The organism is Vibrio sp. 1CM23M, from assembly GCF_023161755.1.
Classification (GTDB): domain Bacteria; phylum Pseudomonadota; class Gammaproteobacteria; order Enterobacterales; family Vibrionaceae; genus Vibrio; species Vibrio coralliirubri.
On record NZ_JALNTR010000001.1, the window covers coordinates 1,082,678 to 1,107,989 of the forward strand.

At 47.0% G+C, this 25,312-nt stretch carries 23 protein-coding genes and 1 pseudogene; 12 read left to right on the top strand and 12 right to left on the bottom strand.

Translation table 11 applies throughout. From position 1 onward, the window contains the following. The first annotated feature begins 30 nt into the window (after window positions 1-30). Both MSG35_RS04590 and MSG35_RS04595 read left to right on the top strand, forming a co-directional pair. Window positions 31-639, top strand: coding sequence for a TetR/AcrR family transcriptional regulator (locus MSG35_RS04590; RefSeq protein ID WP_248383045.1), 609 nt, complete (start codon window positions 31-33; stop codon window positions 637-639). Between the two features lie 304 nt (window positions 640-943). Next, entirely contained in the window at window positions 944-2,380 is a 1,437-nt protein-coding gene (locus tag MSG35_RS04595; RefSeq protein WP_248383047.1) for an amidohydrolase, read from the top strand. Between the two features lie 100 nt (window positions 2,381-2,480). Here the strand turns inward: MSG35_RS04595 and MSG35_RS04600 are convergent, their stop codons facing one another. The 4 genes from MSG35_RS04600 to uraH all read right to left on the bottom strand — a co-directional run bounded on the left by MSG35_RS04600 (window position 2,481) and on the right by uraH (window position 7,614). Next, entirely contained in the window at window positions 2,481-3,842 is a 1,362-nt protein-coding gene (locus tag MSG35_RS04600; protein ID WP_248383049.1) for an 8-oxoguanine deaminase, read from the bottom strand. Between the two features lie 158 nt (window positions 3,843-4,000). Continuing rightward, the gene (locus MSG35_RS04605; RefSeq protein WP_248383051.1) at window positions 4,001-5,452 is read right to left on the bottom strand and encodes a nucleobase:cation symporter-2 family protein; all 1,452 of its coding nucleotides are present in this window, start codon (window positions 5,450-5,452) and stop codon (window positions 4,001-4,003) included. Between the two features lie 218 nt (window positions 5,453-5,670). Then, window positions 5,671-7,014: an NCS2 family permease gene (locus MSG35_RS04610; RefSeq protein ID WP_048611821.1), complete on the bottom strand. Its 1,344-nt coding sequence runs from the start codon at window positions 7,012-7,014 to the stop codon at window positions 5,671-5,673. Between the two features lie 246 nt (window positions 7,015-7,260). Next, window positions 7,261-7,614 carry a hydroxyisourate hydrolase gene (gene uraH, locus MSG35_RS04615; protein ID WP_048611819.1) on the bottom strand — a complete coding sequence of 118 codons (354 nt, stop codon included), beginning with the start codon at window positions 7,612-7,614 and terminating at the stop codon, window positions 7,261-7,263. Window positions 7,615-8,025: 411 nt separating this feature from the next. On the opposite strand from uraH, the gene puuE reads away from it, so the two are divergent. The 10 genes from puuE to MSG35_RS04665 all read left to right on the top strand — a co-directional run bounded on the left by puuE (window position 8,026) and on the right by MSG35_RS04665 (window position 15,285). Next, entirely contained in the window at window positions 8,026-8,961 is a 936-nt protein-coding gene (gene puuE, locus MSG35_RS04620) for an allantoinase PuuE (protein ID WP_248383052.1), read from the top strand. 22 nt (window positions 8,962-8,983) lie between these two features. Further along, a complete protein-coding gene (gene uraD, locus MSG35_RS04625) occupies window positions 8,984-9,499 on the top strand; it encodes a 2-oxo-4-hydroxy-4-carboxy-5-ureidoimidazoline decarboxylase (RefSeq protein ID WP_017067791.1) in 516 nt (171 codons plus the stop codon). A 123-nt stretch (window positions 9,500-9,622) separates the two neighbouring features. Further along, window positions 9,623-10,609: an allantoicase gene (alc, locus tag MSG35_RS04630; RefSeq protein ID WP_050052786.1), complete on the top strand. Its 987-nt coding sequence runs from the start codon at window positions 9,623-9,625 to the stop codon at window positions 10,607-10,609. Between the two features lie 14 nt (window positions 10,610-10,623). Then, window positions 10,624-11,184 (top strand): ureidoglycolate lyase, encoded by a 561-nt coding sequence (locus MSG35_RS04635; RefSeq protein WP_248383054.1) that lies wholly within the window; start codon window positions 10,624-10,626, stop codon window positions 11,182-11,184. A 14-nt stretch (window positions 11,185-11,198) separates the two neighbouring features. After that, window positions 11,199-12,515 carry a urate hydroxylase PuuD gene (locus tag MSG35_RS04640; RefSeq protein ID WP_081229023.1) on the top strand — a complete coding sequence of 439 codons (1,317 nt, stop codon included), beginning with the start codon at window positions 11,199-11,201 and terminating at the stop codon, window positions 12,513-12,515. A 225-nt stretch (window positions 12,516-12,740) separates the two neighbouring features. Then, complete coding sequence (locus MSG35_RS04645) at window positions 12,741-13,127, top strand: hypothetical protein (RefSeq protein ID WP_248383056.1); 387 nt, start codon at window positions 12,741-12,743, stop codon at window positions 13,125-13,127. A 109-nt stretch (window positions 13,128-13,236) separates the two neighbouring features. Continuing rightward, the gene (locus MSG35_RS04650) at window positions 13,237-13,476 is read left to right on the top strand and encodes a hypothetical protein (RefSeq protein ID WP_017086627.1); all 240 of its coding nucleotides are present in this window, start codon (window positions 13,237-13,239) and stop codon (window positions 13,474-13,476) included. 15 nt (window positions 13,477-13,491) lie between these two features. Next, window positions 13,492-13,965 carry a GrpB family protein gene (locus MSG35_RS04655; protein WP_248383057.1) on the top strand — a complete coding sequence of 158 codons (474 nt, stop codon included), beginning with the start codon at window positions 13,492-13,494 and terminating at the stop codon, window positions 13,963-13,965. Window positions 13,966-14,041: 76 nt separating this feature from the next. Beyond that, window positions 14,042-14,512, top strand: a complete 471-nt coding sequence (locus MSG35_RS04660) for a GNAT family N-acetyltransferase (RefSeq protein ID WP_248383059.1) — start codon at window positions 14,042-14,044, stop codon at window positions 14,510-14,512. 248 nt (window positions 14,513-14,760) lie between these two features. Further along, window positions 14,761-15,285: a hypothetical protein gene (locus tag MSG35_RS04665; protein WP_248383061.1), complete on the top strand. Its 525-nt coding sequence runs from the start codon at window positions 14,761-14,763 to the stop codon at window positions 15,283-15,285. On the opposite strand, the gene MSG35_RS04670 is transcribed toward MSG35_RS04665, so the two are convergent. From MSG35_RS04670 to MSG35_RS04705, 8 genes and pseudogenes are all read right to left on the bottom strand, one after another. Further along, window positions 15,282-16,163, bottom strand: a complete 882-nt coding sequence (locus MSG35_RS04670; RefSeq protein WP_248383062.1) for an AEC family transporter — start codon at window positions 16,161-16,163, stop codon at window positions 15,282-15,284. The two genes, MSG35_RS04665 and MSG35_RS04670, sit on opposite strands and share 4 nt — an antisense overlap. 287 nt (window positions 16,164-16,450) lie before the next feature. After that, entirely contained in the window at window positions 16,451-17,785 is a 1,335-nt protein-coding gene (gene guaD, locus MSG35_RS04675; RefSeq protein WP_248383063.1) for a guanine deaminase, read from the bottom strand. 59 nt (window positions 17,786-17,844) lie between these two features. Further along, window positions 17,845-18,726 (bottom strand): xanthine dehydrogenase accessory protein XdhC, encoded by an 882-nt coding sequence (gene xdhC / locus MSG35_RS04680; RefSeq protein ID WP_017071665.1) that lies wholly within the window; start codon window positions 18,724-18,726, stop codon window positions 17,845-17,847. A gap of 47 nt (window positions 18,727-18,773) precedes the next feature. Continuing rightward, entirely contained in the window at window positions 18,774-21,164 is a 2,391-nt protein-coding gene (xdhB, locus tag MSG35_RS04685) for a xanthine dehydrogenase molybdopterin binding subunit (protein WP_248383065.1), read from the bottom strand. Further along, window positions 21,157-22,602, bottom strand: a complete 1,446-nt coding sequence (xdhA, locus tag MSG35_RS04690; protein ID WP_032549154.1) for a xanthine dehydrogenase small subunit — start codon at window positions 22,600-22,602, stop codon at window positions 21,157-21,159. Before xdhA ends, xdhB begins: the two co-directional genes overlap by 8 nt. Window positions 22,603-23,054: 452 nt before the next feature. Continuing rightward, the gene (locus MSG35_RS04695; RefSeq protein ID WP_048611788.1) at window positions 23,055-23,789 is read right to left on the bottom strand and encodes a GntR family transcriptional regulator; all 735 of its coding nucleotides are present in this window, start codon (window positions 23,787-23,789) and stop codon (window positions 23,055-23,057) included. A gap of 194 nt (window positions 23,790-23,983) precedes the next feature. Then, a pseudogene (locus MSG35_RS04700) lies at window positions 23,984-24,671 on the bottom strand (DNA-3-methyladenine glycosylase I). Between the two features lie 89 nt (window positions 24,672-24,760). Beyond that, window positions 24,761-25,288 carry an N-acetyltransferase gene (locus MSG35_RS04705; RefSeq protein ID WP_248383067.1) on the bottom strand — a complete coding sequence of 176 codons (528 nt, stop codon included), beginning with the start codon at window positions 25,286-25,288 and terminating at the stop codon, window positions 24,761-24,763. Window positions 25,289-25,312: the final 24 nt, after the last annotated feature.

Here is a 25,312-nt window from a genome sequence, read left to right on the forward strand (position 1 = left end):
ATTTCAGTAACGAGCTGTAAAGGATGCAATATGTCTAGGATCAGACAAAAGAATCAAGATTTAATCATCGAAGTCGCGTGTGAACAATTCGCCACTCATGGTTATGCCGCAACAAAAATGGCCGATATCGCGAAAGCGGCCGACATTCCCAAACCCAACGTATTCTATTACTTCAGCTCAAAAGATAAGCTCTACAACGCTGTGCTTGAAACCGTCACTCAGCCCTTGCTAGAAGCATCTCGTCCGATTGAAGAGCTCAGCGACCCTGTTGAAGCCTTGTCTCAATATATTCAAACCAAGCTGATCATTTCTCGCGACCATCCACATGCTTCTAAGGTATTTGCCAATGAAGTGATGTCGGGTGCGAAAGTGCTACCAAAAGAGATTGGTGACGAGCTGTATACGCAATCCCAGATGATTCTTGATAAGTTCTCGACATGGTCGGCGCAAGGCTTAATGGACGATGTTCCTGCACACCACCTGATGTTCACCATTTGGGCGGCCACTCAAACCTACGCCGATTTTGGCTGGCAGATTTGCAGCGTGATGCAGAAAGAACAGCTCGATGATAAAGACTATGCTGATGCCGCTGAGTTTATCACTCAGCTGGTGATTAAAGGGTGTGGTGTGAAAGGCTAACGTTGTTTGAACGTTTATTTAGGTCTGCGATTGCAGGCCTTTTTCGTTTTTGCACATGAGCGACGACAAGCGTAAAGCCACTTTTTGTGACCCGTTGTGCAATAACTCATTTATCTTGAATTCGGTTCGATTAGGTATGCCATTTTATTTAAATGACAGGTTATAGTATCGCGAAAATTGGCGGCACTTACTCTTCTGAAAAGCGAAAAGCGAAAAGCGAAAAGCGAAAAGCGAAAAGCGAAAAGCTGGAAACTTATAGATGAAGCCGCTAACAATATTACACGCACAACATTAAGGTTTAGCAATGACGCTTAAAAGCTTGGCATGCACCATCAGCGCAGTTCTGCTTGCAGGTTGCGGTTCAACAGTCGCGACGCAAACATACAACGCAGATCTGATCATCACCAACGGACAGGTTCTCACCATCAATTCAGAAATGGATGTGATTGAAGATGGTGTTGTGGTAGTGAAAAACGACCAGATTATCGCAGTTGGTAACGAGGATTTGATCACTCAATATCGCGCTGAAAAGGTGATTGATGCTCAAGACGGAGTCGTTATGCCAGGCATGGTGAACGCGCACAACCATTTACCTATGATTGCGTTTCGTGGCTTAGGGGAAGAGGGTATTTCGAACCGCTTGTTCGCTTACTTCTTCCCTCTAGAAGCCGAAAAGCTAAGCCGTGAACTGATTTACAACGCAACTAAGCTTGGCTCTATCGAATTAGCACAAAGCGGTGTAACCACTTATGCCGATATGTATTACCACATGGATGAAATGGCCAAGGCGACCAAAGAAGTCGGCTTACGCGCCGTGCTCGGCGAAACCGTGATTAAGTTCCCGGTGGTCGATGCCAAAGAACCTTACGGTGGAATTGATTATGCGAAGGGTTTTATCGAACAATACAAAAACGATGAGTTAATCACACCTGCTTATGCACCACATGCGGTGTACACAGTTAGCAAAGATAAGCTGCAAGAAATCAATAAACTGTCTGCTCAATACGATGTGCCTGTGTTGATTCACGTTGCTGAATTCCCGAATGAAGAAAAGCGCATCAAAGACGAAACCAAAGCGACATCGCCAGTTGAATACATGGATGAAATCGGCGTACTTGATGAGCGTGTTGTGATTGCTCACGGTATCCACCTTTCAGAGAATGACCAAAAGCTATTGAAACAAGCAGATGCAGGTATCTCATACAACCCAATGGCGAACGCCAAAGGAGCGACAGGCATTGCACCTGCGTGGGAGATGTACCGTGCTGACATGCGTATTGGCTTGGGAACAGACGGCCCAATGAGCTCAAACCAAGTCGATATCATGCGCACCCTAAGTTACGCAGCTAATATGCAGCGCTTAAAGCATTCAGACCGCACCATTATGATCCCTGAACAGGTTATTGAAATGGCAACCTTAGGTGGTGCAAAAGCCCTACACATGGAAGATCAAATTGGTTCTCTTGAAGTGGGTAAGAAGGCGGATATCGTGATTGTAGAGACACAATCGGCGAACATGATGCCTAATTACGACCCATACGCGACTTTGGTTTACCAAGCGAACCCAAGCAATATCGACACCACGATTGTTAACGGCCAAATCGTAATGGAAAACCGAGTGATGCAGACAGTTCAACTGGATGACATCCGCCAAAGCGTCGATGAGTTCGAAGCAGACATCACTGAGTTCGCTAAAGAGCTTTCTAAGAAAGCGATTAAGTCTAAGAGCTTGATAGATTAGGACGTCAAGCGGATTCTAAAAATCGAATAGAATGAATAAGCAAGAAAGGCCGACATCACGTCGGCCTTTTGCTTTCCGGTGAATCCAAAATATCGAAACTCTAGTTATTCATCGCCAACTTACCGAGCTTCATCGCCGCAGCGTGGTGGCGGTGCATCAGTTGCTCCATGTCTACGCCAATCACAGCACCATCGTTAACTCGCCATTTGCCGGCTACCATCACTTTATCCGCTTGTTGCGCACCGCAGAGTAGCAATGCAGCCAGTGGGTCGTGGCTACCAGAGAATCGAATATCGTCGAGCTTGAACATCGCGATGTCAGCTTGTTTGCCAACTTCTAGCGTACCGATATCCGTTCTGCCCATTGCTGCAGCAGAGCCTGATGTAGCCCAACGCAGTGCATCGAAGTGTGAAACGTTGGCCGAGCCATATTGCAGGCGTTGTAGATACATCGCCATGCGTACTTCGGCAATCATATTTGAGCCGTCATTCGAGGCTGAACCATCCACGCCAAGACCGACTTTTACGCCAGCGGCTTCAAGATCGTTGTTCTTACAAATACCAGAAGCCAACATCATGTTGGAAGTAGGGCAGTGGCTGATGCCAATGCCTGCTTTGCCCAATCGTTTGATCTCTTCTGGATTGAAGTGAATGCCGTGTGCAAGCCAAGTGCGTTCGTTGAGCCAGCCCACATCTTCTAGATAATCGACAGGGCGCAGGCCAAACTTCTTGATACAGAAGTCTTCTTCATCGAGCGTTTCACATAGGTGAGTGTGCATCATCACGTTTTGACGCTCACTGATCTTGGCGGTCTCTTTCATGAGGTCGGTGGTGACTGAGAACGGTGAACAAGGCGCGAGTGCGATTTGAATCATCGCGCCTTCATCACGCTGGTGGTAATCACGAATCAAGCGTTGGCTGTCATCAATGATGGTTTGTTCGGTTTGAATGGTGTGTCGTGGCGGTAACCCACCGTCATCTTCCCCTAGGCTCATAGAACCGCGAGTGAATATCGCCCTTACACCCAGTTTCTCTGCGGCCTCGACTTGTAAATCGATGGCGTGTTCTAGTCCGTTTGGCAGCAAGTAATGATGGTCTGACGCAGTGGTACAACCCGACATCATTAACTCGACCAGCGCCAACTCTGTGGCAAGGCTCATCATCTCCGAATCGAGGTTGGCCCAAACTGGATAGAGGCTTTGTAGCCAATGGAAGAGTTCTTTATTGAGTGCGCCAGGGTAGGCACGCGTTAGGGTTTGATAGAAGTGGTGGTGCGCATTGATAAGCCCAGGAGTCACAACATGACGAGAGGCGTCGACGCTGTAATCTACGGGTAAGGTCGGTTCTTTGTGTCTACCAACCAGCTCAATGATTGTATTGCCTTTAATGACAATTCCGCCTTCTGCATCAGCAAGTGAGCCAGTGTAGATTGCGAGAGGATTCTTAATCCAGATGGTTTCCATTCATAGTAGTCCTTAGCCATCTCAGCCTTTTCAGGGAAGAGGGTCTTTATTTGGTATTTGTAGTTAAAAGATAAATTCGAATCAGGGCGTTAAAACGTTCAATGCTCTAATCAGCCCTGATCCTACGGAAATCGGTTTTACGTTAGTCAGTGAACCAGTTAGTTCGCTTTGGGCTCAGGGGTATCTGATGCCGCTTGAACGTCTGCTTCTGTGCTTGCTTGTTGAATCTCTAATTGCTCGTCTGCTTGAAGCGCTTCTTCAGCTTGTTCTTTCATTTCTAACTCAACTTGCGCTTGGCTCTCGGCTAACGCTTCTTGCTCTTCTGCTCGTGAAGATTTCGGCAGAATAAGGTTCAGTAATACCGTCATAATAGTACCGGTAGTGATGCCTGAGTGAAGAAAATTCGCCAAATCATGTGGCAAGTGTTGCAACAATCGTGGTTCGAAAGTTACAGCTAAACCTGACGCTAAACCGACACAGATTACCAAGGCATTTCGCTTGGTGTCTGCGGCCTTGATCAACATGCGGATACCCGCGTAAGCAATCATACCGAACATCACAAAGCCCACACCACCTAGAACAGGCTTAGGTATTGTGACGGCAATGGCAGCTAATTTCGGGAATAAACCACCTAAAATCAACAAACCACCAGTTGCAGCCACTACATAACGACTCGCTACACCTGTGATACCCACAATACCGACGTTTTGACTGAATGATGCCAGTGGCATTGCCGTTAAAACTGAAGATAAGGTACTGCCAAGGCCATCGCCTAGAAGACCACGTTTTAAATCTTTACCGGATACTTGGGTTTGGCAGTTGTTACCGAGTGCCATGAAGTCACCCGTTGCTTCAGCGATAACCACGATGTACACCAAGCTCATACTGATGATGGCACTCGCAGAAAAGGTGAAGCCGTATTTGAAAGGTTCTGGGCCACCAACCCAAGCGGCAGAACTGATTTGCTCGAGATCGACCATGCCAAGCGATAGCGCCACAATGTAACCGCCCGCTAAACCAATCACGATAGCTGAAGCAGCAACCGCGCCTTTACAGTAAACCGATACGCCGACTACGATGCCTAACGATACAAGGGCTAGAAACAGTTTAGGTAGTGTGGCGAATTGTTCCGTGTTGGCAGGGGAGTCTCCGACCCAGTTCATGGCAACCGGTAAAATGGTTAAACCGATTAAGGTAACCACCACACCACTTACCACGGTCGGGAACAGCTTTCGAACCTTGTCCATGTAGAAGCTGGCACCAATTACCACGAATGAGCCGATAAGCGCTGAGCCCATAATGGCGGCGACGCCACCTTCGTTACCAATCGAGATAGCGACACCTAAAAAGGCAAAGCTCGAACCCATCACCACAGGCAGTCGAATGCCAACAGGGCCAAAACCGAGACATTGAGCGACGGTCACAATACCTGACGCCAATAGCGCAGCATTGATCAGTGAGACGATCTCTGTATTAGGCAAGCCGATAGAAGCGCCGACAATAAGGGGAACAGCGACGATGCCACCAATCGAGGCGAGCATGTGTTGCAGTGCGAGTAGGAGGGTTAGCCCATGAGGCGGTCTTTCATTTAGGGTGTACAGAAGTTTCATTTGATATTCCTCTGCCTGCGTTTACGTTTACAGGCGATTGGCGGTCAAATAATGACTTCTACAAACTGCGTAGGGTCATAAAAAAGGTGCACTAAAGGAACGGATTGCTTGTGCGTTCCGCTGATTAGCACAATTAGCTTTTTCTTAAAAATGTTGTTGTAACCTGTTTCTTGATAGCTCGGCCTGCGAACAGGCCAAGCGATAGTTACGTTTGGTGATTAGCCGATGAACACGAGCTTGGCGATGAAGATAGCCGCTAGGAAGTACATCGAAATTGATACGTCTTTTGTTTTACCTGTCGCCAGTTTCAGCACTGTGTAGGTAATGAAACCCAGTGCGATACCATTCGCGATAGAGAACGTCAGTGGCATCATTAACGCGGTAATGGCAGCAGGTGCACCGTTGGTGAAGTCTTTCCAATCAACGTGCTGCATGCTGCTCATCATCACGAATGCCACGTAAATAAGAGCACCAGACGTTGCGTAAGCGGGGATCATACCTGCTAATGGCGATAGGAAAATCGCTGCTAAGAACAACACACCAACCACAATTGCCGATAGGCCAGTTCGTGCGCCTGCTGCAACGCCCGCTGCACTTTCTACGTAACTGGTTACTGGCGGACAACCCACACACGCACCTGCCACGCTTGAGATACTGTCAGCTTTCAGCGCTTTACTCAGGCCTTCGATCTTACCCGTTTCTGGGTTGGTTAGGTTTGCACGCTCAGCCACGCCCATCAAAGTACCCGCGGTATCGAACATGTTTACAAAAAGGAAAGCCAAGATAACGCTGATCATCGAAACATCTAGCGCACCCATAATGTCCATTTTTAAGAATGTAGGCGCTAAACTTGGTGGCGCTGCGAAGAAGCCGTTGTAATGCACTAAGCCAAGCATCATACCGACAAGCGTTACACTCAAAATACCGATTAACACCGCACCAAAGACTTTACGCTCACTGAGAACCGCGATGATTAAGAACGCGATAGCAGCCAGTAGCGCTTCTGGTTTAGTGAAGTCACCTAGTGATACCAAAGTTGCAGGGTTTTCGACGACGATACCTGCTGTTTTTAAGCCAATCAGACCTAAGAACAAACCAACACCCGCGGTCATGGAGTAACGCAGACTCACTGGGATACTTTCAATGATCCATTGGCGGACTTTGTAGAAGCTCATCCCGACGAACAAGATACCGGAGATAAACACCGCACCTAACGCGACTTCCCAGCTGTAGCCCATTTCGCTTACTACTGTGAACGAGAAGAAGGCGTTCAAGCCCATGCCCGGCGCAAGTCCGACAGGCCAGTTCGCAAATAGCCCCATTAACAAACAACCAATCGCAGCACCAATACAGGTCGCGACGAATACCGCGCCTGAATCCATGCCTGAAGCGGCCATGATTTGTGGGTTAACGAAGATGATGTAAGCCATGGTTGCGAAGGTGGTGACACCACCGACTAACTCATTTTTTACGCTACTTCCGTGGGCCTTAATTTTAAAAAACTTCTCTAAAATTCCGTTGTTCGCATCTTGGTTGAGTATTTCTGTTTTACTCTCACTCATGTCAGCAAGTCCTTTTATGTTGTGATCCATTTATTGAATACAGCGAGATTTCAATATTAAGTTTTAAGGTTTTTTCCTAGCCGTTATTTCTTTAGTTATCTGTTGTTTAGTCAACAACTTCTAACTAATAACGTTGTTAGTATTTTTATATGAGCGTGTTTAGTGAGCGCGCATCATTTTAGATGCACGCACCAATCTGTTTAATATTTGTCGGTTGAGCCTAGTTCGAAGTTCTAGGTCACGGAACTAACTGCCCCGATAGGTTGAGAAACTGTAAGGCGAGACGAGAAGAGGAACGTGGTAGTGCGCGTCTGGGTCATCTAGACCAAAGCGAATAACCACATCATCTAGGAAGGGCACGCCATCCAGCTCCACGCCTTTGCTTCTGTAGTAATCGGCGACATAAAACACCAATTGGTATTTCCCCGGTCGGAAATCATTTCCTGCCAGAATCGGCGCATCGGTTCGGCCATCGGAGTTAGTGAGTACCGTAGCCAGTTTTTCTGTTGAGCCTTCGTTGACCTTATAAAGCTCGACCTTGATCTCTGCACCCGGTAAGCCGTGAGTAGTGTCTAATACGTGTGTTGTTAGTCTTCCCATAGTCCTTTAATAGCGCTTTTGGCGCTCCTCTGTTCCGTGGTTTATCTGTGTAATTCGACCCTGCAAAGAATGCAACTGGTCACTTTGTTATCACTAACTATGTACGAACTGTATACAATTAGTAAAGCGAATTGTTGGAAAAATGTTAACTATTTAGTCGTTTTTTCTGGCTTTTTAGATGTGGGTTATTGGTTTTTGGTCGAGGATTGTATTGTTAAGGTGTTGTTTTTAAATGGCTTGAATAAGGAAAATTAACTTGAATAACAAAATCTTTACATTGAGATAAATAATTGTATACAATAAATGTACAGGGGTAAGGTTGCTCAGTTTTTGGAAAATCCATTCATTGATTCATTTTGATGAACCAATGAAAGAGCGGCTAAGCCAACCACTTATGTTAGGAGTACTTGGATGAATAAGGATTATTCAAGAAATTTGATCGGTTACGGAGCTAACCCTCCAAACCCTCAATGGCCAGGTAATGCGCGCGTCGCGGTTTCTTTTGTATTGAACTATGAAGAGGGCGGTGAGCGTTGTTTGTTACATGGAGACGACGAGTCTGAAGCTTTTCTTTCAGAGATCCCGTCAGCACAGCCGATCAAAGGCGAACGTCACATGAGCATGGAATCCATCTATGAATATGGTAGCCGTGCGGGTGTATGGCGTGTTCTTCGCTTGTTCGATGAATATGAAATCCCACTGACCGTCTTTGCGGTCGCAATGGCGATTGAGCGTCACCCAGATGTTGCCAAAGCCATGGTCGAAGCGGGCCACGAAATCTGTAGTCACGGTTATCGCTGGATAGACTATCAATACATTGATGAGTCTGAAGAGCGCGACCACATGACCAAAGCGATTGAGATCATCCAACAAGTGACGGGTCAACGCCCACAAGGTTGGTACACGGGTCGAACTGGGCCGAACACTCGTCGCTTAGTGGCAGAAGAAGGCGGCTTTCTTTACGACTCCGATGCCTATGATGATGACCTGCCTTATTGGCACACCGAGACTGGTCATCCGCAATTGGTGATCCCTTACACACTCGATGTAAACGACATGCGTTTTTCAACAGCGCAAGGCTTTAACTCGGGTGAGCAGTTCTTCCAATATCTGAAAGACACGTTTGACACCCTTTATATGGAAGGCGAAACCGCACCGAAAATGATGTCGGTTGGGTTGCATTGTCGTCTGATTGGTCGCCCCGGTCGTATTGCTGCATTAAGACGCTTCTTAGATTACGTCAAAGAACACGACAGCGTGTGGTTATGTCGTCGAATCGATATCGCCAACCACTGGCACCAACATCATCCATATCAACCGAACAACGTTCATCAACAACAGAATTAGCAGTGAAGCAAGGAGGCTTAACGTGACTGAATTTCGATCATGCCAACCAACAACTATGGACCGCGATACCTTTGTCGCTCACTTCGCTGATGTTTACGAGCACAGCCCGTGGGTTGCAGAAGTAGTGTATGACCAAGGTTTGAATGCCGAAGACGACCATATCGAGAATCTTCATCTGAAAATGGCATCGACTTTGTTAAGTGCAGACCAAGGCAAACAGTTGGCTTTGATCAATGCTCACCCGGATTTAGCCGGTCGAGCAGCAGTAAACGGCGAACTCACAGAGTCGTCGACCAAAGAACAAGCGGGGGCGGGCATCGACCAGTGCAACGCCGAAGAATTTGAAAAATTCACTTCTTACAACAACAGCTACAAAAGTCGCTTCAATTTCCCTTTTATCATGGCGGTGAAGGGAGCCAATCGTTACCAAATTCTTGAGTCGTTCGAGATGCGATTAGGAAATGATAGTGAAACTGAGTTTGCTACGGCGATTCAAGAGATCAACAAGATCGCGATGTTTCGTCTCTGGGATATGTAAGTTAACGGAGTTAACAGCTATCTCAGCCCAGTCTTAGTGCGCTAAGAGTATGCTTTATAAGCGAATAAGCCACTGAGTTCTCATTTTATTATTACTTGATTAATTGGATAGGATTACACGGACATGACCCAAACATTTGAACAATACATAAATCTTGCAGACGAAAAACTCGGCGCAGAAGCTACCTTCGCAACCGACGATTTTTTCGCAGATAAAAGCCGTCTTCTCAGCCACGCAGCGCCAGAGTGGAAAGACGACTTATACGACGATAACGGCAAGTGGATGGACGGTTGGGAAAGCAGACGTAAACGTGGTGAAGGTTACGACTACTGTGTCGTTCGCCTCGGCCTAGCTGGCACCATTGCTGGCGTTGATATTGATACCTCATTCTTCACAGGTAATTTCCCACCTTCGGCATCAATTGACGCGTGTTATTCACCACAAGGTGAGCCAACTGACTCAACAGAGTGGCAAGAAATTCTGCCTTCAATGGCACTACAAGGTGATCATCATCATCTTGAAGCCATCGAAAGTGACCAAGTATTTACGCATCTACGTTTGAACATCTACCCAGATGGCGGTGTCGCACGCTTACGTGTTTATGGTCGACCAAGTGTGGATTGGGACGCAATAGATTCTCAGCAACAAGTCGACCTAGCAGCCGTTGAACACGGTGGCCGAGCACTCGCATGTAGCGACGAGCACTACGGCAACAAAGCCAACATCTTAGGCCCTGGCCGCGGTGAAAACATGGGTGATGGCTGGGAAACAGCACGTCGTCGTACACCGGGTAACGACTGGGTTATCGTGGCACTAGGCCACCCAGGTAACATCGAACGTATCGTAGTGGACACAGCTCACTTCAAAGGTAACTACCCTGATAGCTGCTCAATTCAAGCGGCTTACGTGAAAGGTGGTACCGACGACCAAGTAGAAACACAAAGCCTATTCTGGCGTGAATTGTTACCTGCACAAAAGCTGCAAGCACACGAAATTCACGAATTCATTTCTGAGGTAAACGACCTTGGTGCGATTACCCACGTACGTGCAAACATATTCCCAGATGGTGGTATCAGCCGTTTGCGTCTGTTTGGTACGAAAGCGAAATAGGTAAGGAAATGAGTATGAGTAATGGAATACGTCGTTTATCCATCGAACCGTTAACCAAGCAGGCTTTTGCCGAGTTTGGCGATGTTATCGAGTCCGATAATAGTGATTTCTTCATGATCAACAGTGGATCAACACGTCGCTACCACAAGCTAGCGATAACGGATGTGCAAGACCAAGACGGAGAAGCGATCATCAGCATCTTCCAAGCCACACCGTTGAGCTACCCACTGACCATCAAAATGTTAGAGCGTCATCCACTTGGCTCTCAGGCATTCATTCCATTACTTGGTCAACCCTATTTAATTGTTGTTGCGCCAAAAGGCGACGATCCAACATTAGCCAATAGCCGAGCTTTCTTGAGCAATGGCCGTCAAGGAGTGAACTATCACAAAGGGGTGTGGCATCACCCAGTTCTTGCGCTTACCGATCAAGACCAGTTCTTGATCGTCGATAGAGGCGGCGAAGGGCACAACTGTGACGAAGTTTATTTCGACAGCGATCGCGTGGCATTGCATTTGGACGACTTGCCAACGGACGACAATAAGGAAGAGCAACGCTTAGCTAAAGCGTTGTGATACAGGAGTTTATTATGGATCCGCATATTACAGAATGGTTGAATTTAGCAATACGCTGGGCTCACATGATTGTTGGTGTTGCGTGGATAGGCGCATCATTTTACTTTGTTTGGTTAGAGAACAACCTTAACCGAGTTAACCCTAAAACGGGCCTTTCAGGCGACTTATGGGCGATTCACGGCGGTGGTATTTATCACCTAGAGAAGTACAAACTTGCGCCACCAGAAATGCCAGAGCACCTGCACTGGTTCAAATGGGAAGCCTACTTCACGTGGATCACCGGTGTGTGTCTATTGGGTGTGGTTTACTACCTTAACGCTGAAATCTACCTGATTGCACCGGGCTCTGGCCTTGATTCAACAACGGCAATCGCGATTGGTATTGGTTCATTCGTTGCTGGTTGGTTTATCTATGACCTATTGTGTGACTCACCATTAGGTAAAACCCCCGTACTGCTTGGCGTAGTGCTGTTTGTGTTGCTTGTTGCTGCGACATATGGCCTAACTCAAGTGTTCAGTGGTCGTGGTGCTTATATCCACGTGGGTGCCATTATTGGTACCATCATGGTGGGTAACGTATTCCGGGTTATCATGCCTGCACAACGCAACTTGGTGAAAGCGATTGAAGAGAAGCGTGAACCGGATCCGGCACTGCCAGCGAAAGGCCTACTGCGTTCTCGTCACAACAACTACATGACATTGCCAGTGTTGTTCATCATGATCAGTAACCACTTCCCAAGCACTTACGGCTCGGAATACAACTGGTTGATCCTTGCTGGTTTAGCGATCTTCAGTATCTTGGTGCGTCACTACTTCAACACCCGTCATGGTAGTCAGAAGTTTGCATGGACAATACCAGTAGCAGCATTGGGTATGATCACGCTTGCGTTTGTGACCTCACCTTACGCGAAAAAACAGATGACTCCGGTTGTGCAAGCACCAGCCGTTCAAGAAGTGCAAGTCAGCGCAACTGAATCAGCGACAGAAGAACTTGCTGCAAACGACACCGCTTCAACGACTAGTTCTCAAGCTGCACCTGCAGACCACGCAATGCAAACTGCTAGCGCAGGCGTCAGCTTTGAAACCATCAACAAAGTCATTCAAGAGCGCTGTTCTGTGTGTCACTCATCAACCCCGAGCCACGCTGCTTTTGCTGCTGCGCCAGGTGGTGTGATGTTTGATACCCCAGAAGAGATTAAAGCCAACGTCCCAAGGATTGTTGCCCAAACCGTAACAACCAAGGTGATGCCGCTCGGCAACATGACTCAAATGACCGACGAAGAACGCGCACTCATCGGCACTTGGGTAGAGCAAGGCGCTACGCTTCAATAATGATGTGAATCCTTCACCTAAGAGCATGAGTCTTAGGTAAGGCTTGGGGAGAGTTTGGTTTACGGGCACGCGCCAAACTCATCCCACCCTGTTTCCCCGGTTCCTATAACCGGGGCTTTTTGTTTTTGAACAAAGGAAATGCAGAATTATCATTTAGCTAGTGACTAAGTGTGCATATGAAATTAAAGTTCGTCAGGTATAAATTGTGTACTTACGAGTAACTATATGAAGAAGTTAATAACGGCCTTTGTAGTTTTAAGTTCCGTGGTCGGTTGTTCATCGGCACCAACACGGTTAGACACTGGAGAATTTGAATCGTTGATGAGTGGGACGGTTCCTAAAGGTGCGGTGTTGGAGTTTGCTAACTGCGTGTACGATGGTTTCCTTCGGTCACATTCAATGTTGACTGATATAGATACTAGGCAACAGGTTCGCAAAGATGGCTATCGTGTAGAAACTTATGCTGGTGGAAGAATGCTACTTGTTAGTACAGATGTTCTAACTAACGGTCACGTGGAGTTGTGGGAAAGTAGTGCAGCGGCATTGATAAATACGACTGGTGAGCGCGATGCTTTTAAGGTTTGCTTAAGTCAATATGGAATGGATTTATAGTCGTCGCGCGTATTAGTGTTTTTTACATATACAGTCCTGTATAAGACACTTGATATGAATCTCTACCCATGGCACTTTTAGTCTAAATTGACTTTGGTTAGGACAAAAAGTGGAAGACTTAATAGTCGCGTATTTTAGGGCATTGAGCTCATTCTTTAGGTATCTGTTTCAGTCGATATTGATTGAGTTCATTGGTTACGGAGCTGGCTGGATAGTCTGTAAAGTATTCACATTAGGGCGCTTCCCCCCATTGATTCCAACTGAAAAAGAGCGAACCAGAATCTCTTATATCGGAGCTATTAGCATCGTGTTGCTTCTGTTAGCAATTGGTGTGTTCAATAGTTTGTGATTCGAGTAAGGATATATGAAATTTTACCCCGCGGAACAATACCAAGCGGCTTGCAACGAGCTGTTTGTCCGATACGAACGTGACATCAAAACGCTAATCCCTAATGCGAGAGTTGAGCACGTAGGCGCCTCTTCTATTCCTTTTGCCGTGTCTAAGGGCGATCTAGATATCTTCGTTGGAGTTGAGCTTGGCGAACTTGAGGATGTTATAGGGAGAATCACAACACTCGGCTTCAATGAGAAACTCGATACCTTAAGAACGCCGGAACTGTGCATGTTGGAGTCTACATCAGGACATGACGTGGCCTTGCAAGTAGTTGCCAATGGTTCTGAGTTCGAATGCTTTCTAAGGTTTCGTGACAAGCTACGTGCGAATCCGGCATTAGTTCAACAATACAACACCCTCAAAATGTCTTGTGAAGGTTGGCCGCAAGAAGAGTACCGTGAAAAGAAGTCTGACTTTATCGAGCATGTGCTGGCGGTGAAATAGCAAATCGTCTTGTGATAGATTGGGTTAGTGACACAGACTGGCTTTACATTTTCCATTGATTCCTTGAGGTAGGCTTATGATTACAATTAGAAAAGCAGTTGAGTCTGATGCTCAGGATATTTTCGATATTCGAAGCCGTGCCATTGTCGAGAAGTGCTCGGCTTATTACTCAGAAGAACAGCTGTCAATATGGACGCAGGGTGGAATGTCTGATGGATTCATCAGTGATGTAGTTGAAACCTTCCACGTTTCAGAAGTTGATGGTCAAGTGATTGGCAGCGGTAAGATCAACATTGAAACCGGTATGGTTGATGCTATTTTTGTGGACCCTGACTTTGCAGGAAAAGGCGCAGCGAAGCAGATGTTGCAGTTCTTAGAGGAGCTCGCGATTCAACACAACTTGCCATTAATGAAGTTAGAATCGACCCTGAATGCCGCTACGTTTTATCGTTCGTGTGGTTTTATCGGTGATGAATTTTCCACTTACCACTCCCCTAGAGGTATTAGCCTCGACTGCATCCCAATGGAAAAGCAGTTGCTTGCTTAAATAAGCAGCGCCAACGCCAATTCTTTGTGCTGTTTTTACTTTCCCCTTACACTCCTTTCAAATATCGAATTTAGTATCAAATTTCTCTTTGTTATACAGGCAAGTCTCTAATTATGAAGAACTTCTTTGATAGCGAACTCATGCTCTCTAGCTCTTTGAATTTCGTTTTGCTATCGCTTGGGCTAACGCTCCTTTTTCATCTTCCGATTTGGTGTGGGTTCAATTTGAGCCGTCGAAAGTGGAAGCTCATGGATTATTTATGGCCGTTCTTGGCGGGTATCGGGATGCTGGGTGCAGTGTCTGAGATTCGTGCGAAAGTAGCGGGTGATTGGGTTGAAACAGAACAAACCAGAGCGGTGGCGATTTTAGAATCGGTTCAGCAGTTTTCTTTGGATAAATTAAGAAGTGATACCTGCACCGGTCAGCCTTCTTTAGATAATCACGCTCAGCACCATGAAGCGTGTTTGTGGTATTTGAATACGGCGATCACGTTCAAAGATGTCGATTTTACCTTGTTACCCAACGCATCGGAATTTACGGTTCCTGCACCGAGCGTGTCGCTGGTTGAAAGTGATGCGGTGTGGGTGGATGGTATGTTGAGTCAGTATGAGAAGCAGAAAAACCAATACATAAAAACCAGAGAAGCACAGGTGAAGCAGCCACTAGAAAGCCTCTTCTGGTATGTGAGTCCTTACTTAGTCTGTTTTGCTATAGCTCTGCGCCTTACTAAAGTGACGGCAGAGCTTAAACTGGATAAGTGCGTAAACAATTAACTCGACATAGACAGCGCGAACGACAGCAAAATAGGCAAAGTCACCACGCTCAGGAAGTTGCCGAACAACACCATAGATGCGACCTTGGGCGGTTCGACATTGAAGCGTTCTGCAAACAGGTAGTTCATCACGGCGGGTGGCAGCATGGTGAACAGTACCATCATCTGTAGATGCAGCGTAGGCAGTGGGATAAAGAGGTAGATGATGGTAAAGGCGATGGCACCAGTAAACAAAGATTGCGCTGTACATAACAAGCCAACTTTGAGCCCACTCAGCTTCAAGTTTACCATTTGCGAACCCAGCGATAACAGCATGATAGGCACGGCTGCTTGGCCGAGTAGCGATGTGGCTTCGTAGATTGGATTCCACACTGCAATGCCAGATAGGTTGAGCGTCATCGCTAATGCAGCCGCTAAGAATATCGGCATTTTGAGGATCTGTTTGATCGGGTTACCTTCGCTTAGAAGCGCCAAACCTACACTAATATGGACACACGCCGATACCACAAACAGCAGTACAGCAGGGGCTAATGCGCTCTCGCCAAAGGTATACGTGAACAGAGGAATCGCGAGGTTGCCACTGTTGCGGAACATGTGTGGCGGAGCCCAAGCTTTGAAGTTGAGCTTAAAGATCTTGCAGATTGGTATCATCAATAAAGCAGGCACCAACACCGCAACCAAAGAGGCGGTGATGAGTGGCAGTTGTTCGGTGTCGAGAGGCATGGTGGTCAGCGATGCAAATACTAGCGCAGGAATACACACATCCATGTTGATGCGATTGATCGGTTTGAAATCGGGCTTGAGCCAACGACCCACCGCAAAGCCAGCACTGGCTAAAGCAAAAACGGGAAACAGAATGCTGACGACCTGTTCGAACATAGAATTCCTTTCTAGATTGAGTGCTTTCATTTAGCTGAGAAACGAATGTTTTAGAGAGACGCTAAAATGAAGTATGAAGTCGAAATGTATAAACATTAACCTATCAATATAATGACTTGGCGTCACCGAAGATCGTTGTCTGTGAGCGGTTAATTTATATTTCTTTGAATGAAGCACAAAAAAGACCAGTGGCATCAGCAACTGGTCTTTAAAGGCTAGATAAATCTGGACGGATTTTTAATTAACGACGGCAGTCGCTGTCTAGCGATTGTTACTCGGTTTTAAGCCTAACTAACGAGTTTCTTGTAATCTTTGAAGTTTACGTCATAAGCTTTTTCGCCGTAGATGTAAGTCTCGCTAACGGTTCTGTCGTCACCCAAGCTCATCAATACAAAAAGTTTTTCTTCAAGCTTGGTGGTTTGTTCCATTCTAAAGCGCATCAGCTGAGTTGCGTGTAGATCCAACACCACGAAATCCGCTTCTTTTCCGACTTCCAAGTTACCAATCTTGTCTTCTAGATGCAGTGAGCGAGCGCCGCCTAGTGTTGCCAAGAACAGCGACTTAGCCGGGTGCAGCTTCTTATGCTGTAACTGCATGATCTTGTACGCTTCACTCATTGTTTGCAGGATTGAGAAGCTGGTGCCTGCGCCTACATCAGTACCGACGCCGACACGAATACCGTGTTCTTCCATCTCTGGTAATCGGAACAAACCGGAGCCTAAGAACAAGTTCGAAGTTGGGCAAAAGGCGATGGCAGATTCAGTATCAGCAAGGCGTTTACATTCGCAATCTGATAGGTGAATACCATGAGCAAATACCGAACGTTTGTGAAGTAGTCCGTAATGGTCATAGACATCTAGGTAACTGTCACGCTCTGGGAACAGTGATTTCACCCACTCGATCTCTTTCTCGTTTTCAGAAAGGTGAGTGTGCATGTACACGTCTGGGTATTCTTCTAGCAGTTTACCCACGGTTGCAAGTTGCTCTGGTGTGCTGGTTGGCGCAAAACGAGGTGTCACCGCGTAAAGCAAACGGCCGCGGTTATGCCATTTTTCAATCAGTTCCTTGGAGTCAGCATAGCCAGATTCTGGTGTGTCGGTGAGGTAGTCTGGCGCATTGCGATCCATCAATACCTTACCTGCAATCATGCGTAGGTTACGCTTCTCGGCTTCTTCAAAGAATACGTTGACCGACTCTTTGTGTACGGTACCGAACACGAGAGCTGTGGTGGTACCGTTGCTGGCTAACTCGTCTAGGAATAGTTTAGCGACTTTGTGTGCATAGACTGGGTTTTTAAAGCGTTTTTCTTCTGGGAAGGTGTAGTTCTCTAACCAATCGAGTAGCTGCTCACCGTAAGACGCGATCATCCCTGTTTGAGGGTAGTGGATGTGCGTATCAATAAATCCAGAGGTGATCAGCTTGTCTTTGTATTCTTTTACTTCGAGTGTTTTAGGCTGACGCGCCAATACGTCATCGGCATGGCCTAAGTCGACGATATGGCCGTTCTCTACCACTAAAACACCGTCTTCAAAATAGTCGTAAGACTCATCGATACCGACGTCTTTTGGGTCGGCTACGCTGTGTAAAATACTGGCGCGATAAGCTTTGCGTTGCGTTGTCATGTTTACTTCCTTTTAATGACTTCAGTAACGTTATGGCTACCGAAGCTTTGCGACTTGTGTTAGGCGATCTTCTCTTCCAATGGTGGTTCGCCTACATCGCTTGGTTGACTGTGTTGAACGGTCAAATCCTGATTTCGATATTGTTTGGTTGGGCGCTTTTGTTCAAGCGCTTGGCCTTGATAGTGTGCGATCAGTTCACCCGCAACCGATACCGCAATTTCAGCCGGATGTTTGCCATTCACGGCGCTAATACCAATTGGGCAAATCATGGTTTCGATTTGTTCTTGGCTGTAGCCACGTTGCTCTAAGCGGAAGTCGAACTTCTTACGCTTAGTGAGCGAGCCGATCATGCCGAAGTAACGGCTGTCTTCACGGTCGATAATGGCTTTGGTTAGGTCAAAATCGAGCTGGTGGTTGTGCGTCATCACAAGATAGTAGCTGTTTGGTGGCATGTGTTTCACTTCGCCAACCGGATCGTCTGAAACAAGCTTTTTAACACCGTGTGGCAGCGTTTCAGGGAACACTTCTTCACGTTCATCAATCCAGGTCACACGGAAGGGAAGAGTCGCGACAATGTGTAGCAGCGCTTTGGCAACGTGCCCAGCGCCAAACAGCACAAGGTGATTCTGTTGAGTGCCAATCGGTTCAAAGCTTAACGTCGCCATTCCGCCACAACATTGGCCTAGACGAGCGCCTAGGTTGAAGCGTTCTACTTTGAGTGATTTTTCGCTGGCAATCAGCATCTCGCGAGCCATTTTAGTGGCCACATGTTCAAGGTGACCACCACCAATCGTAGCGATGATTCGGTCGCGAGTGACAAGCATCTTGGTACCCGCATCACGCGGCACTGAGCCTCTGTCTTCAAGTACTGTCACCATCACACACGGTTCGTAGTTCTCTTCCAGTTTTGCCAGTTCGTGAATCCAATTATCCTTAAACATATGTCCTCCTAAATCCCTTCTGTACTTCCTTGGCTGTTTATTACGCCCTAAGCCGTTTCTGATTGTGCATCGACCGAGGTCGGAGCCGTTTCAGTGACTTCCTGTATCGCCATCAGAATACGCTCTGGCGTTGCAGGTGTGTTGAGCTTAGGAATCGCGCCATCAACGGCTACGTAGCTAATCGCATCTTTCAATGCGCTCCATACCGACATACCCAGCATGAAAGGTGGTTCACCCACGGCTTTCGAGTTGAATACTGTGTCTTCTGGGTTGCTGCGGTTTTCCAAAAGGTGCGTTCTGAAATCAATCGGCATATCTGCAATCGCAGGGATCTTGTAACTCGCCGGGCCATTGGTCATCAAGCGGCCTTGTTGGTTCCACACCAACTCCTCCGTTGTTAACCAGCCAACACCTTGCACAAAGCCACCTTCGACTTGGCCGATATCAATCGCTGGGTTCAATGAAGCGCCCACGTCATGCAGAATATCGACACGCAGAATCTTGTTCTCGCCAGTTAGGGTATCGATGATGACTTCTGAACAAGAGGCACCATACGCGTAGTAGTAGAACGGACGGCCGCGTGCTTTCTCGTGATCGTAATAGATCTTCGGAGTGCGGTAGAAGCCAGTGCTCGATAGCGAGATTTGGTTAAACCAAGCCAGTTCAACAAATGAGTTGAAGGTCATGATCTCATCGCGGATCTGCACCATGCCGTTCTTAAATACGACTTCTTCAGGCCACACTTTGAAGTGCGAAGAAGCGAAGTCGATCAGGCGCTGCTTAATGGTTATTGCGGCGTTTTGCGCGGCCTTACCGTTGAGGTCGGCGCCCGATGAGGCTGCGGTTGGTGATGTGTTCGGAACTTTGTCTGTGTTTGTAGCGGTGATCTGGATACGTTCGACATCGACTTGGAACTCCTGTGCAACGATTTGTGCCACTTTGATGTTCAAGCCTTGCCCCATTTCCGTACCACCATGATTCAAATGAATACTGCCATCGGTGTAGATATGGATGAGCGCACCTGCTTGGTTCAAGAAAGTCGCAGTAAACGAGATGCCGAATTTCACTGGTGTGATCGCAAGGCCTTTCTTCAAGATAGGGCTTTGCTTGTTGAACTCAGCGATTTCTTTACGACGTGCGTGATAGTCACTGCTGCGTTCAAGCTGTTCGGTTATCTCAGGTAAAAAGTTGTCTTCAACGGTTTGGTAGTAATGGGTCACGTTACGGCCTTCTTCGCCGTAGTAGTTCGCCTTACGTATTTCCAAAGGATCTTTTTTCAGGTAACGCGCAATCTCGTCCATGATGTGTTCAATCGTCATCATTCCTTGCGGGCCACCAAAACCACGGTAAGCGGTGTTCGATGCGGTATTGGTTTTGCATCGATGACCAACCACTGTTGCATCGCCTAGATAATAGGCGTTGTCTGAGTGGAACATCGCGCGGTCGACGATAGAGCTTGATAAGTCTGGTGAGTAGCCACAGTTACCTGCAACGGTAATGTCGGCACCTTGAATCACACCATTGTCGTCAAAACCGACCGTATATTGATTGTAGAACGGGTGGCGTTTACCGGTTTGCTGCATGTCTTCACTGCGCAGCAGACGCATTTTGGTCGGTCGTCCGGTGAGGTGAGCAATCACCGCGGCCATGCACGCTGGAGAGGCTGCTTGAGTCTCTTTACCACCGAAACCACCACCCATACGACGCATATCAATCACGACTTTGTGCATCGGTACGCCAATCACTTCCGCAACCAGTTTTTGAACTTCGGTCGGGTTTTGGGTCGAGGTGTACACGATCATGCCGCCGTCTTCGGTTGGCATCACGCTACTGATTTGAGTTTCTAGGTAGAAGTGCTCTTGGCCGCCGATCTCTAGGTCACCAGAGATCACGTGTTTTGCTTTTGCTAGTGCTGCTTTCGAGTCACCACGTTGTTGAGTGTGGCTCTCTGTGACGAAGTGCTCTTTCTCTAGCGCTTCTTTTACATCAAGAATTGCTGGCAGCTCTTCGTATTCAATAATGGCTGCATGTGCGGCTTTGCGTGCCGTTTCTAAATCGTTAGCTGCCACAGCAATCACGGGTTGGCCGTAGTATTCTACTTTGCCATCGGCAAGCAGTGGGTCACCCGGAAGAATTGCACCAATATCCAGTTCACCCGGTACGTCTTTCGCTTGAATGGCAATTGCCACGCCTTCAAATTCGTAACACGGTGATAAATTTATTTTGGTGATGTTGGCGTGTGCTTGAGTGCTCAGGCGTGCGTATACGTGCAGCTGATTTGGGAACTCTAGGCGGTCATCAATGTACACCGCTTCGCCCGTTACTTGCTTGGCTGCACTGTCGTGTTTAACGCTTTTACCTACGCCAGTTTTTAGGTCTTGTTTTGCAATGGTAACCATCTCTTCGTGGGTCATCGCATGCTTGTTTGAATTAGACATAAGACGTTACCCTTGTTTCGATTTGGTTGTTTTTGTTCTGTTGTTCAATGAAGTAGCGACGCAGCATGTTGGCCGCCGACAATGAACGGTATTCTTGGCTTGCACGGAAATCAGAGAGCGGCTCAAAGTCGTTATACAGTTCCTGCATCGCTAACTTAATATTAGCGTCTGTCCACGGTTTGCCTAATAACGTATTCTCACAACGCGCCGCGCGCTTAGGTGTTGCAGCCATACCGCCAAAGGCGATACGAGCGTAAGAAACCTTGCCGTCTTCGATTTGAATATCAAACGCACCACACACTGCAGAGATGTCATCATCTAAACGCTTAGACAGTTTGTAAGCTCGAAAGCTATCGTTAGTTGGTTTAGGAATGATGATCTGTTCAATGAATTCACTCTCTTTTTGAGCCGTCACCTTGTAGCTGATGAAGTAATCTTCGATCGGCATGGTGCGTGACTCATCACCACAGCGCAGTTTGATCTTCGCGTTCAGGGCAATCAACAGAGGAGGAGTGTCACCGATAGGCGAGGCATTCGCCACGTTACCGCCGATGGTGCCTTGGTTACGCACTTGCAGTGACGCAAAGCGGTGCAGTAGCTCACCAAAATCTGGGTAGTGTTTTTTCAGTAGTGAGTAAGAATCACTGATAGGCAGGTTGGCACCAATGATTAAATCGGTGTCGGTCTCTTCACATACCTTCATGTCTTCAACAAGGTTCACGCTGATCAGTGTTTCAATCTCACGATGGAATTGCGTCACTTCCAGTGCTAAATCCGTACCGCCAGCAACCAGCTTAGCGTTTGGGTGGGCTTGAAAAAGCTTGGCCAGCTCATCGGTACTTTTCGGGGAAAAAGCGGTGAGGTGACCAAGGCGTAAGTTGGCCTCCGTGTCTTGAATACTTTCTAGCTTCTTGATGGTGTTGCGTTCAAGTTCAGCGAATTGGTCGATCAAAGGTTGGTCTGTTGAGAGCGACATCGCAGCATCAACAATTGGACGGTAGCCAGTACAGCGACATAGGTTACCCGCCAGTGATTCCATGACGTCTTCTTTGCTCGCATCGGGTTTGTTTTTGCCTAGTGCAAACATCGACATGATGAAGCCCGGCGTGCAGTAACCACACTGTGAACCGTGAAAATCCACCACCGCTTTCTGCACTGGGTGCAAAGAGCGATCTCGGTTTTGTAGATCTTCTACCGTGATCAGTTGTTTGCCATGCAGCGCTGAAACGAACGTAAGGCAAGAGTTCACCGAGCGGTATTGCAGTTGTCCATCAACCACTTCACCCAGAACTACCGTACATGCGCCACAGTCGCCCGACCCACAACCTTCTTTTGTACCCGTCTTATTTATCTTGGTACGAAGGTAGTTGAGCACTGTCATGTTAGGTGACAGATTGTCTTCACGTCTTATTTCCTGATTGAGCAAAAAAGTAATCAAGAGACCTCCTTGTATATCGACATATTTCCATGTGTATTCTTTTTGACTTCTAGGTCAATAATTATCCATCCTGACCCTGTGGTCAACTATTTATTTACAAAAATGCAACAAATGAGTACTGCCGTGAATTGTATACAATCTATTTCATTGTCTATTTATTTGTTTTATAAGGATTTGACGGTCTTTTGGTAAGTTTAATCGTGTGAATGTGTTTTTAGCTATGTATACAAGAATTGTAGAATTTTAAGGAAGCGAGTACATCGGTGTTATTCAGTTCTATAGCCTCATTCAGGCAAGTAATAACAAGGCGAACAGGGGAGGTAGTGGTGATTTTCTAACGATGGAAAAGGATTTTACGCATAAAAAAGAGAAGTAAACGCTGAGGCTTACTTCTCTTCTGTTTTGTTAACAAAAAGTTGTTAACAAAAGATTTAGCTATCTAGTTAGCAGAACTATGACTTGCTCTTGAGCAGATCAGAGAACACCACATGCAGGTCGCTCGAAGCTGTGTTGCTGTCTAGATTGAGTTTGGAGCGAATGTGGCTTAAATGCTCTCGCATTAGGTCAACGGCTTGCTCTTCATCGCCAGACTCTATCGCATCAAGTAACCCTTCATGCTCATCGAGAGAGCAATTTGAGTGGCTGCCAGTTTCGTACTGGGCAATAAGCAGAGAGGTTTGCGATACCAAGCTGCGTTGGAAAGCCAGCAGTGGCGCGTTCTCAGCCATTTCAGCCAGTTTGATGTGGAACTCACCAGACAAACGTAAGCCAGAACCATAGTCACCTTGGTCAAAGGCGCAGTTCTCTTTCGCGACCAGTTTTCTACACTCGTCGATTTGGGCTTTGGTTGCGTTCTTAACCGCTAGCTCAGTGATAGCAATCTCCATCACTTCACGTGCTTTAAATATCTGCTTGGCTTCGTCTACTGTTGGGGCTGCAATCACAGCACCTCGGTTAGGACGGATCACCACAACTTGTTCTAAGGAGAGGCGCAGCAAGGCACGGCGGATAATAGTACGGCTAACGCCAAAGATTTCTGCTAGTGCTTCTTCGCTTAATTTTGTGGCTGGTGGTAGCCTTTGTTCTAGTATCGCGTCGAAGATATGGCAGTAAACAACATCGTCTTGAGTCTGGCCTGTTACTTTCGTTTTTACACCTTTGGAGACAGAGTTTTTGAGAACTGTCATAGAGATAAGGACCCTTGTTTAGTCGAGTTGGCTTGGTCGAGAATAATTCATGAGTATTACTCTATATTGTATACATTTATCTATACAATGCCACTGGATGAAAGTGCGATGCACGCTTATTTGTTAATGACTTATAACATTTAGTTTGCAGAGAACTGTGTGCGATCTAGAGCTTTAAGTCATTCTCCCTAAAACTAGACGCGATTATCGCCGCAGCTGTACGCCACGATCTGGCTGATTTCGCTGAGGCTACGACCTGATTGCTGCTGCCATTCGTTGAAAGCCTTACTCGCCGCGACTTGTGCTCGCTTAGTGTTACGACCGCTATCGACCACATCGGTGCTGCGTAGGTGCGCTTCAACGTCCGATGACAAGATGAAGGTATCTTTGCCCATTTGGCGTAAGGTGTAAGCGCCAGTATTACCACCTAATCGCTTGCCGTGTTTTTTTTAGGTAATCCCAAAGTTCGGTGATGCGTTCTGATGGCCAGTCGGCAACCATTTGTGAGAATGAATCGGCTTCACGCTTGGCATTATGAATCATGGTGGCATTGGCAGGGATAGTCATCACCTTAGTAAGGTGACGAATAATGCGCGGGTCTTGCGCTTTCTGCTCCCACATCTCGTTCGGTAGCATTAGCATTTTTTCGATGTCGAATTCAAAGAACACTTCTTCGAATTGCGGCCATTTCTTTCTCACCACATTCCACGAAATACCACATTGGAATACCTTTTCGGTAAAGGCGGCTAGCCAACGATCGTCGGTGATTTGCGATAACTCGGCTTGGGAAAGGGGCGCACGAACAATCTTTTCGAGCTCGGCCGCTCCGCCTTTACGGTGAGCCGCACGTTGATAAATGGTGTCGAATTTTTCTTGGGTCATTGGAGGTTCCAAATTACATCTGTGTAGCCAATGCTTAATGATATGGGGTTGAATCTAGCAATTAAAACCAGTCTGTTGATCAAAACAAGCTAGCAGAGCTTTAATTCCATTTGATACAAGGGCCATATTTTACCATTGAACTCTTTCACGCTCGGCTCTTTGTCGACCACCTCAAAGCCCGCTTTGTCGTAGCAGCGTTTTGCGCCGTGGTTTTGCTTGAATACGGCCAAGGTGATGGTGGTGACATTCGGTATTTCTTTCGCCGCCTCTAAGGCCGTTTCAAGCATCGACTGTCCTAACCCTTTGCCTCGTTGGTTTGGGTGAATCGCAACTCGGCAGAAACGAAGTTCGTTGTCTGACATGCGTTGAAATTCCATAAAGCCAAGCAAGTCCCTGGCGTTTGAGTTGGTGTTTGAATCGGCGTTCGGTTCAGAGTATGACTTAGATGCAGAAAAGGTATATAGCTCAACTTGAGGCTCTTGAGAGCGTTCGATGATGGAGGCGGCTTCTAACGGCCAGCCAAATGTTCGTCCGCCCCACAGTACATAGTCTTCGAGTGATGTGAACCAAGTGACGATCTCATTGGCATCGGAGGCTTTAAAGCGGTTTATTTCCATATCCTTGTCTCTTCCTTATCGCTA

Bases quoted from the DNA above. Each gene is read 5' to 3' on its own strand.
- puuE (WP_248383052.1), top strand. From the start codon at position 8,026: ATGAATAAGGATTATTCAAGAAATTTGATCGGTTACGGAGCTAACCCT.
- MSG35_RS04640 (WP_081229023.1), top strand. From the start codon at position 11,199: ATGGATCCGCATATTACAGAATGGTTGAATTTAGCAATACGCTGGGCT.
- MSG35_RS04655 (WP_248383057.1), top strand. From the start codon at position 13,492: ATGAAATTTTACCCCGCGGAACAATACCAAGCGGCTTGCAACGAGCTG.
- MSG35_RS04705 (WP_248383067.1), bottom strand. From the start codon at position 25,288: ATGGAAATAAACCGCTTTAAAGCCTCCGATGCCAATGAGATCGTCACT.
- MSG35_RS04590 (WP_248383045.1), top strand. From the start codon at position 31: ATGTCTAGGATCAGACAAAAGAATCAAGATTTAATCATCGAAGTCGCG.
- MSG35_RS04610 (WP_048611821.1), bottom strand. From the start codon at position 7,014: ATGAGTGAGAGTAAAACAGAAATACTCAACCAAGATGCGAACAACGGA.
- MSG35_RS04660 (WP_248383059.1), top strand. From the start codon at position 14,042: ATGATTACAATTAGAAAAGCAGTTGAGTCTGATGCTCAGGATATTTTC.
- MSG35_RS04670 (WP_248383062.1), bottom strand. From the start codon at position 16,163: ATGTTCGAACAGGTCGTCAGCATTCTGTTTCCCGTTTTTGCTTTAGCC.
- uraH (WP_048611819.1), bottom strand. From the start codon at position 7,614: ATGGGAAGACTAACAACACACGTATTAGACACTACTCACGGCTTACCG.
- MSG35_RS04645 (WP_248383056.1), top strand. From the start codon at position 12,741: ATGAAGAAGTTAATAACGGCCTTTGTAGTTTTAAGTTCCGTGGTCGGT.
- xdhB (WP_248383065.1), bottom strand. From the start codon at position 21,164: ATGTCTAATTCAAACAAGCATGCGATGACCCACGAAGAGATGGTTACC.
- alc (WP_050052786.1), top strand. From the start codon at position 9,623: ATGACCCAAACATTTGAACAATACATAAATCTTGCAGACGAAAAACTC.
- MSG35_RS04695 (WP_048611788.1), bottom strand. From the start codon at position 23,789: ATGACAGTTCTCAAAAACTCTGTCTCCAAAGGTGTAAAAACGAAAGTA.
- MSG35_RS04605 (WP_248383051.1), bottom strand. From the start codon at position 5,452: ATGAAACTTCTGTACACCCTAAATGAAAGACCGCCTCATGGGCTAACC.
- MSG35_RS04665 (WP_248383061.1), top strand. From the start codon at position 14,761: ATGGATTATTTATGGCCGTTCTTGGCGGGTATCGGGATGCTGGGTGCA.
- xdhC (WP_017071665.1), bottom strand. From the start codon at position 18,726: ATGTTTAAGGATAATTGGATTCACGAACTGGCAAAACTGGAAGAGAAC.
- MSG35_RS04635 (WP_248383054.1), top strand. From the start codon at position 10,624: ATGAGTAATGGAATACGTCGTTTATCCATCGAACCGTTAACCAAGCAG.
- MSG35_RS04600 (WP_248383049.1), bottom strand. From the start codon at position 3,842: ATGGAAACCATCTGGATTAAGAATCCTCTCGCAATCTACACTGGCTCA.
- MSG35_RS04595 (WP_248383047.1), top strand. From the start codon at position 944: ATGACGCTTAAAAGCTTGGCATGCACCATCAGCGCAGTTCTGCTTGCA.
- guaD (WP_248383063.1), bottom strand. From the start codon at position 17,785: ATGACAACGCAACGCAAAGCTTATCGCGCCAGTATTTTACACAGCGTA.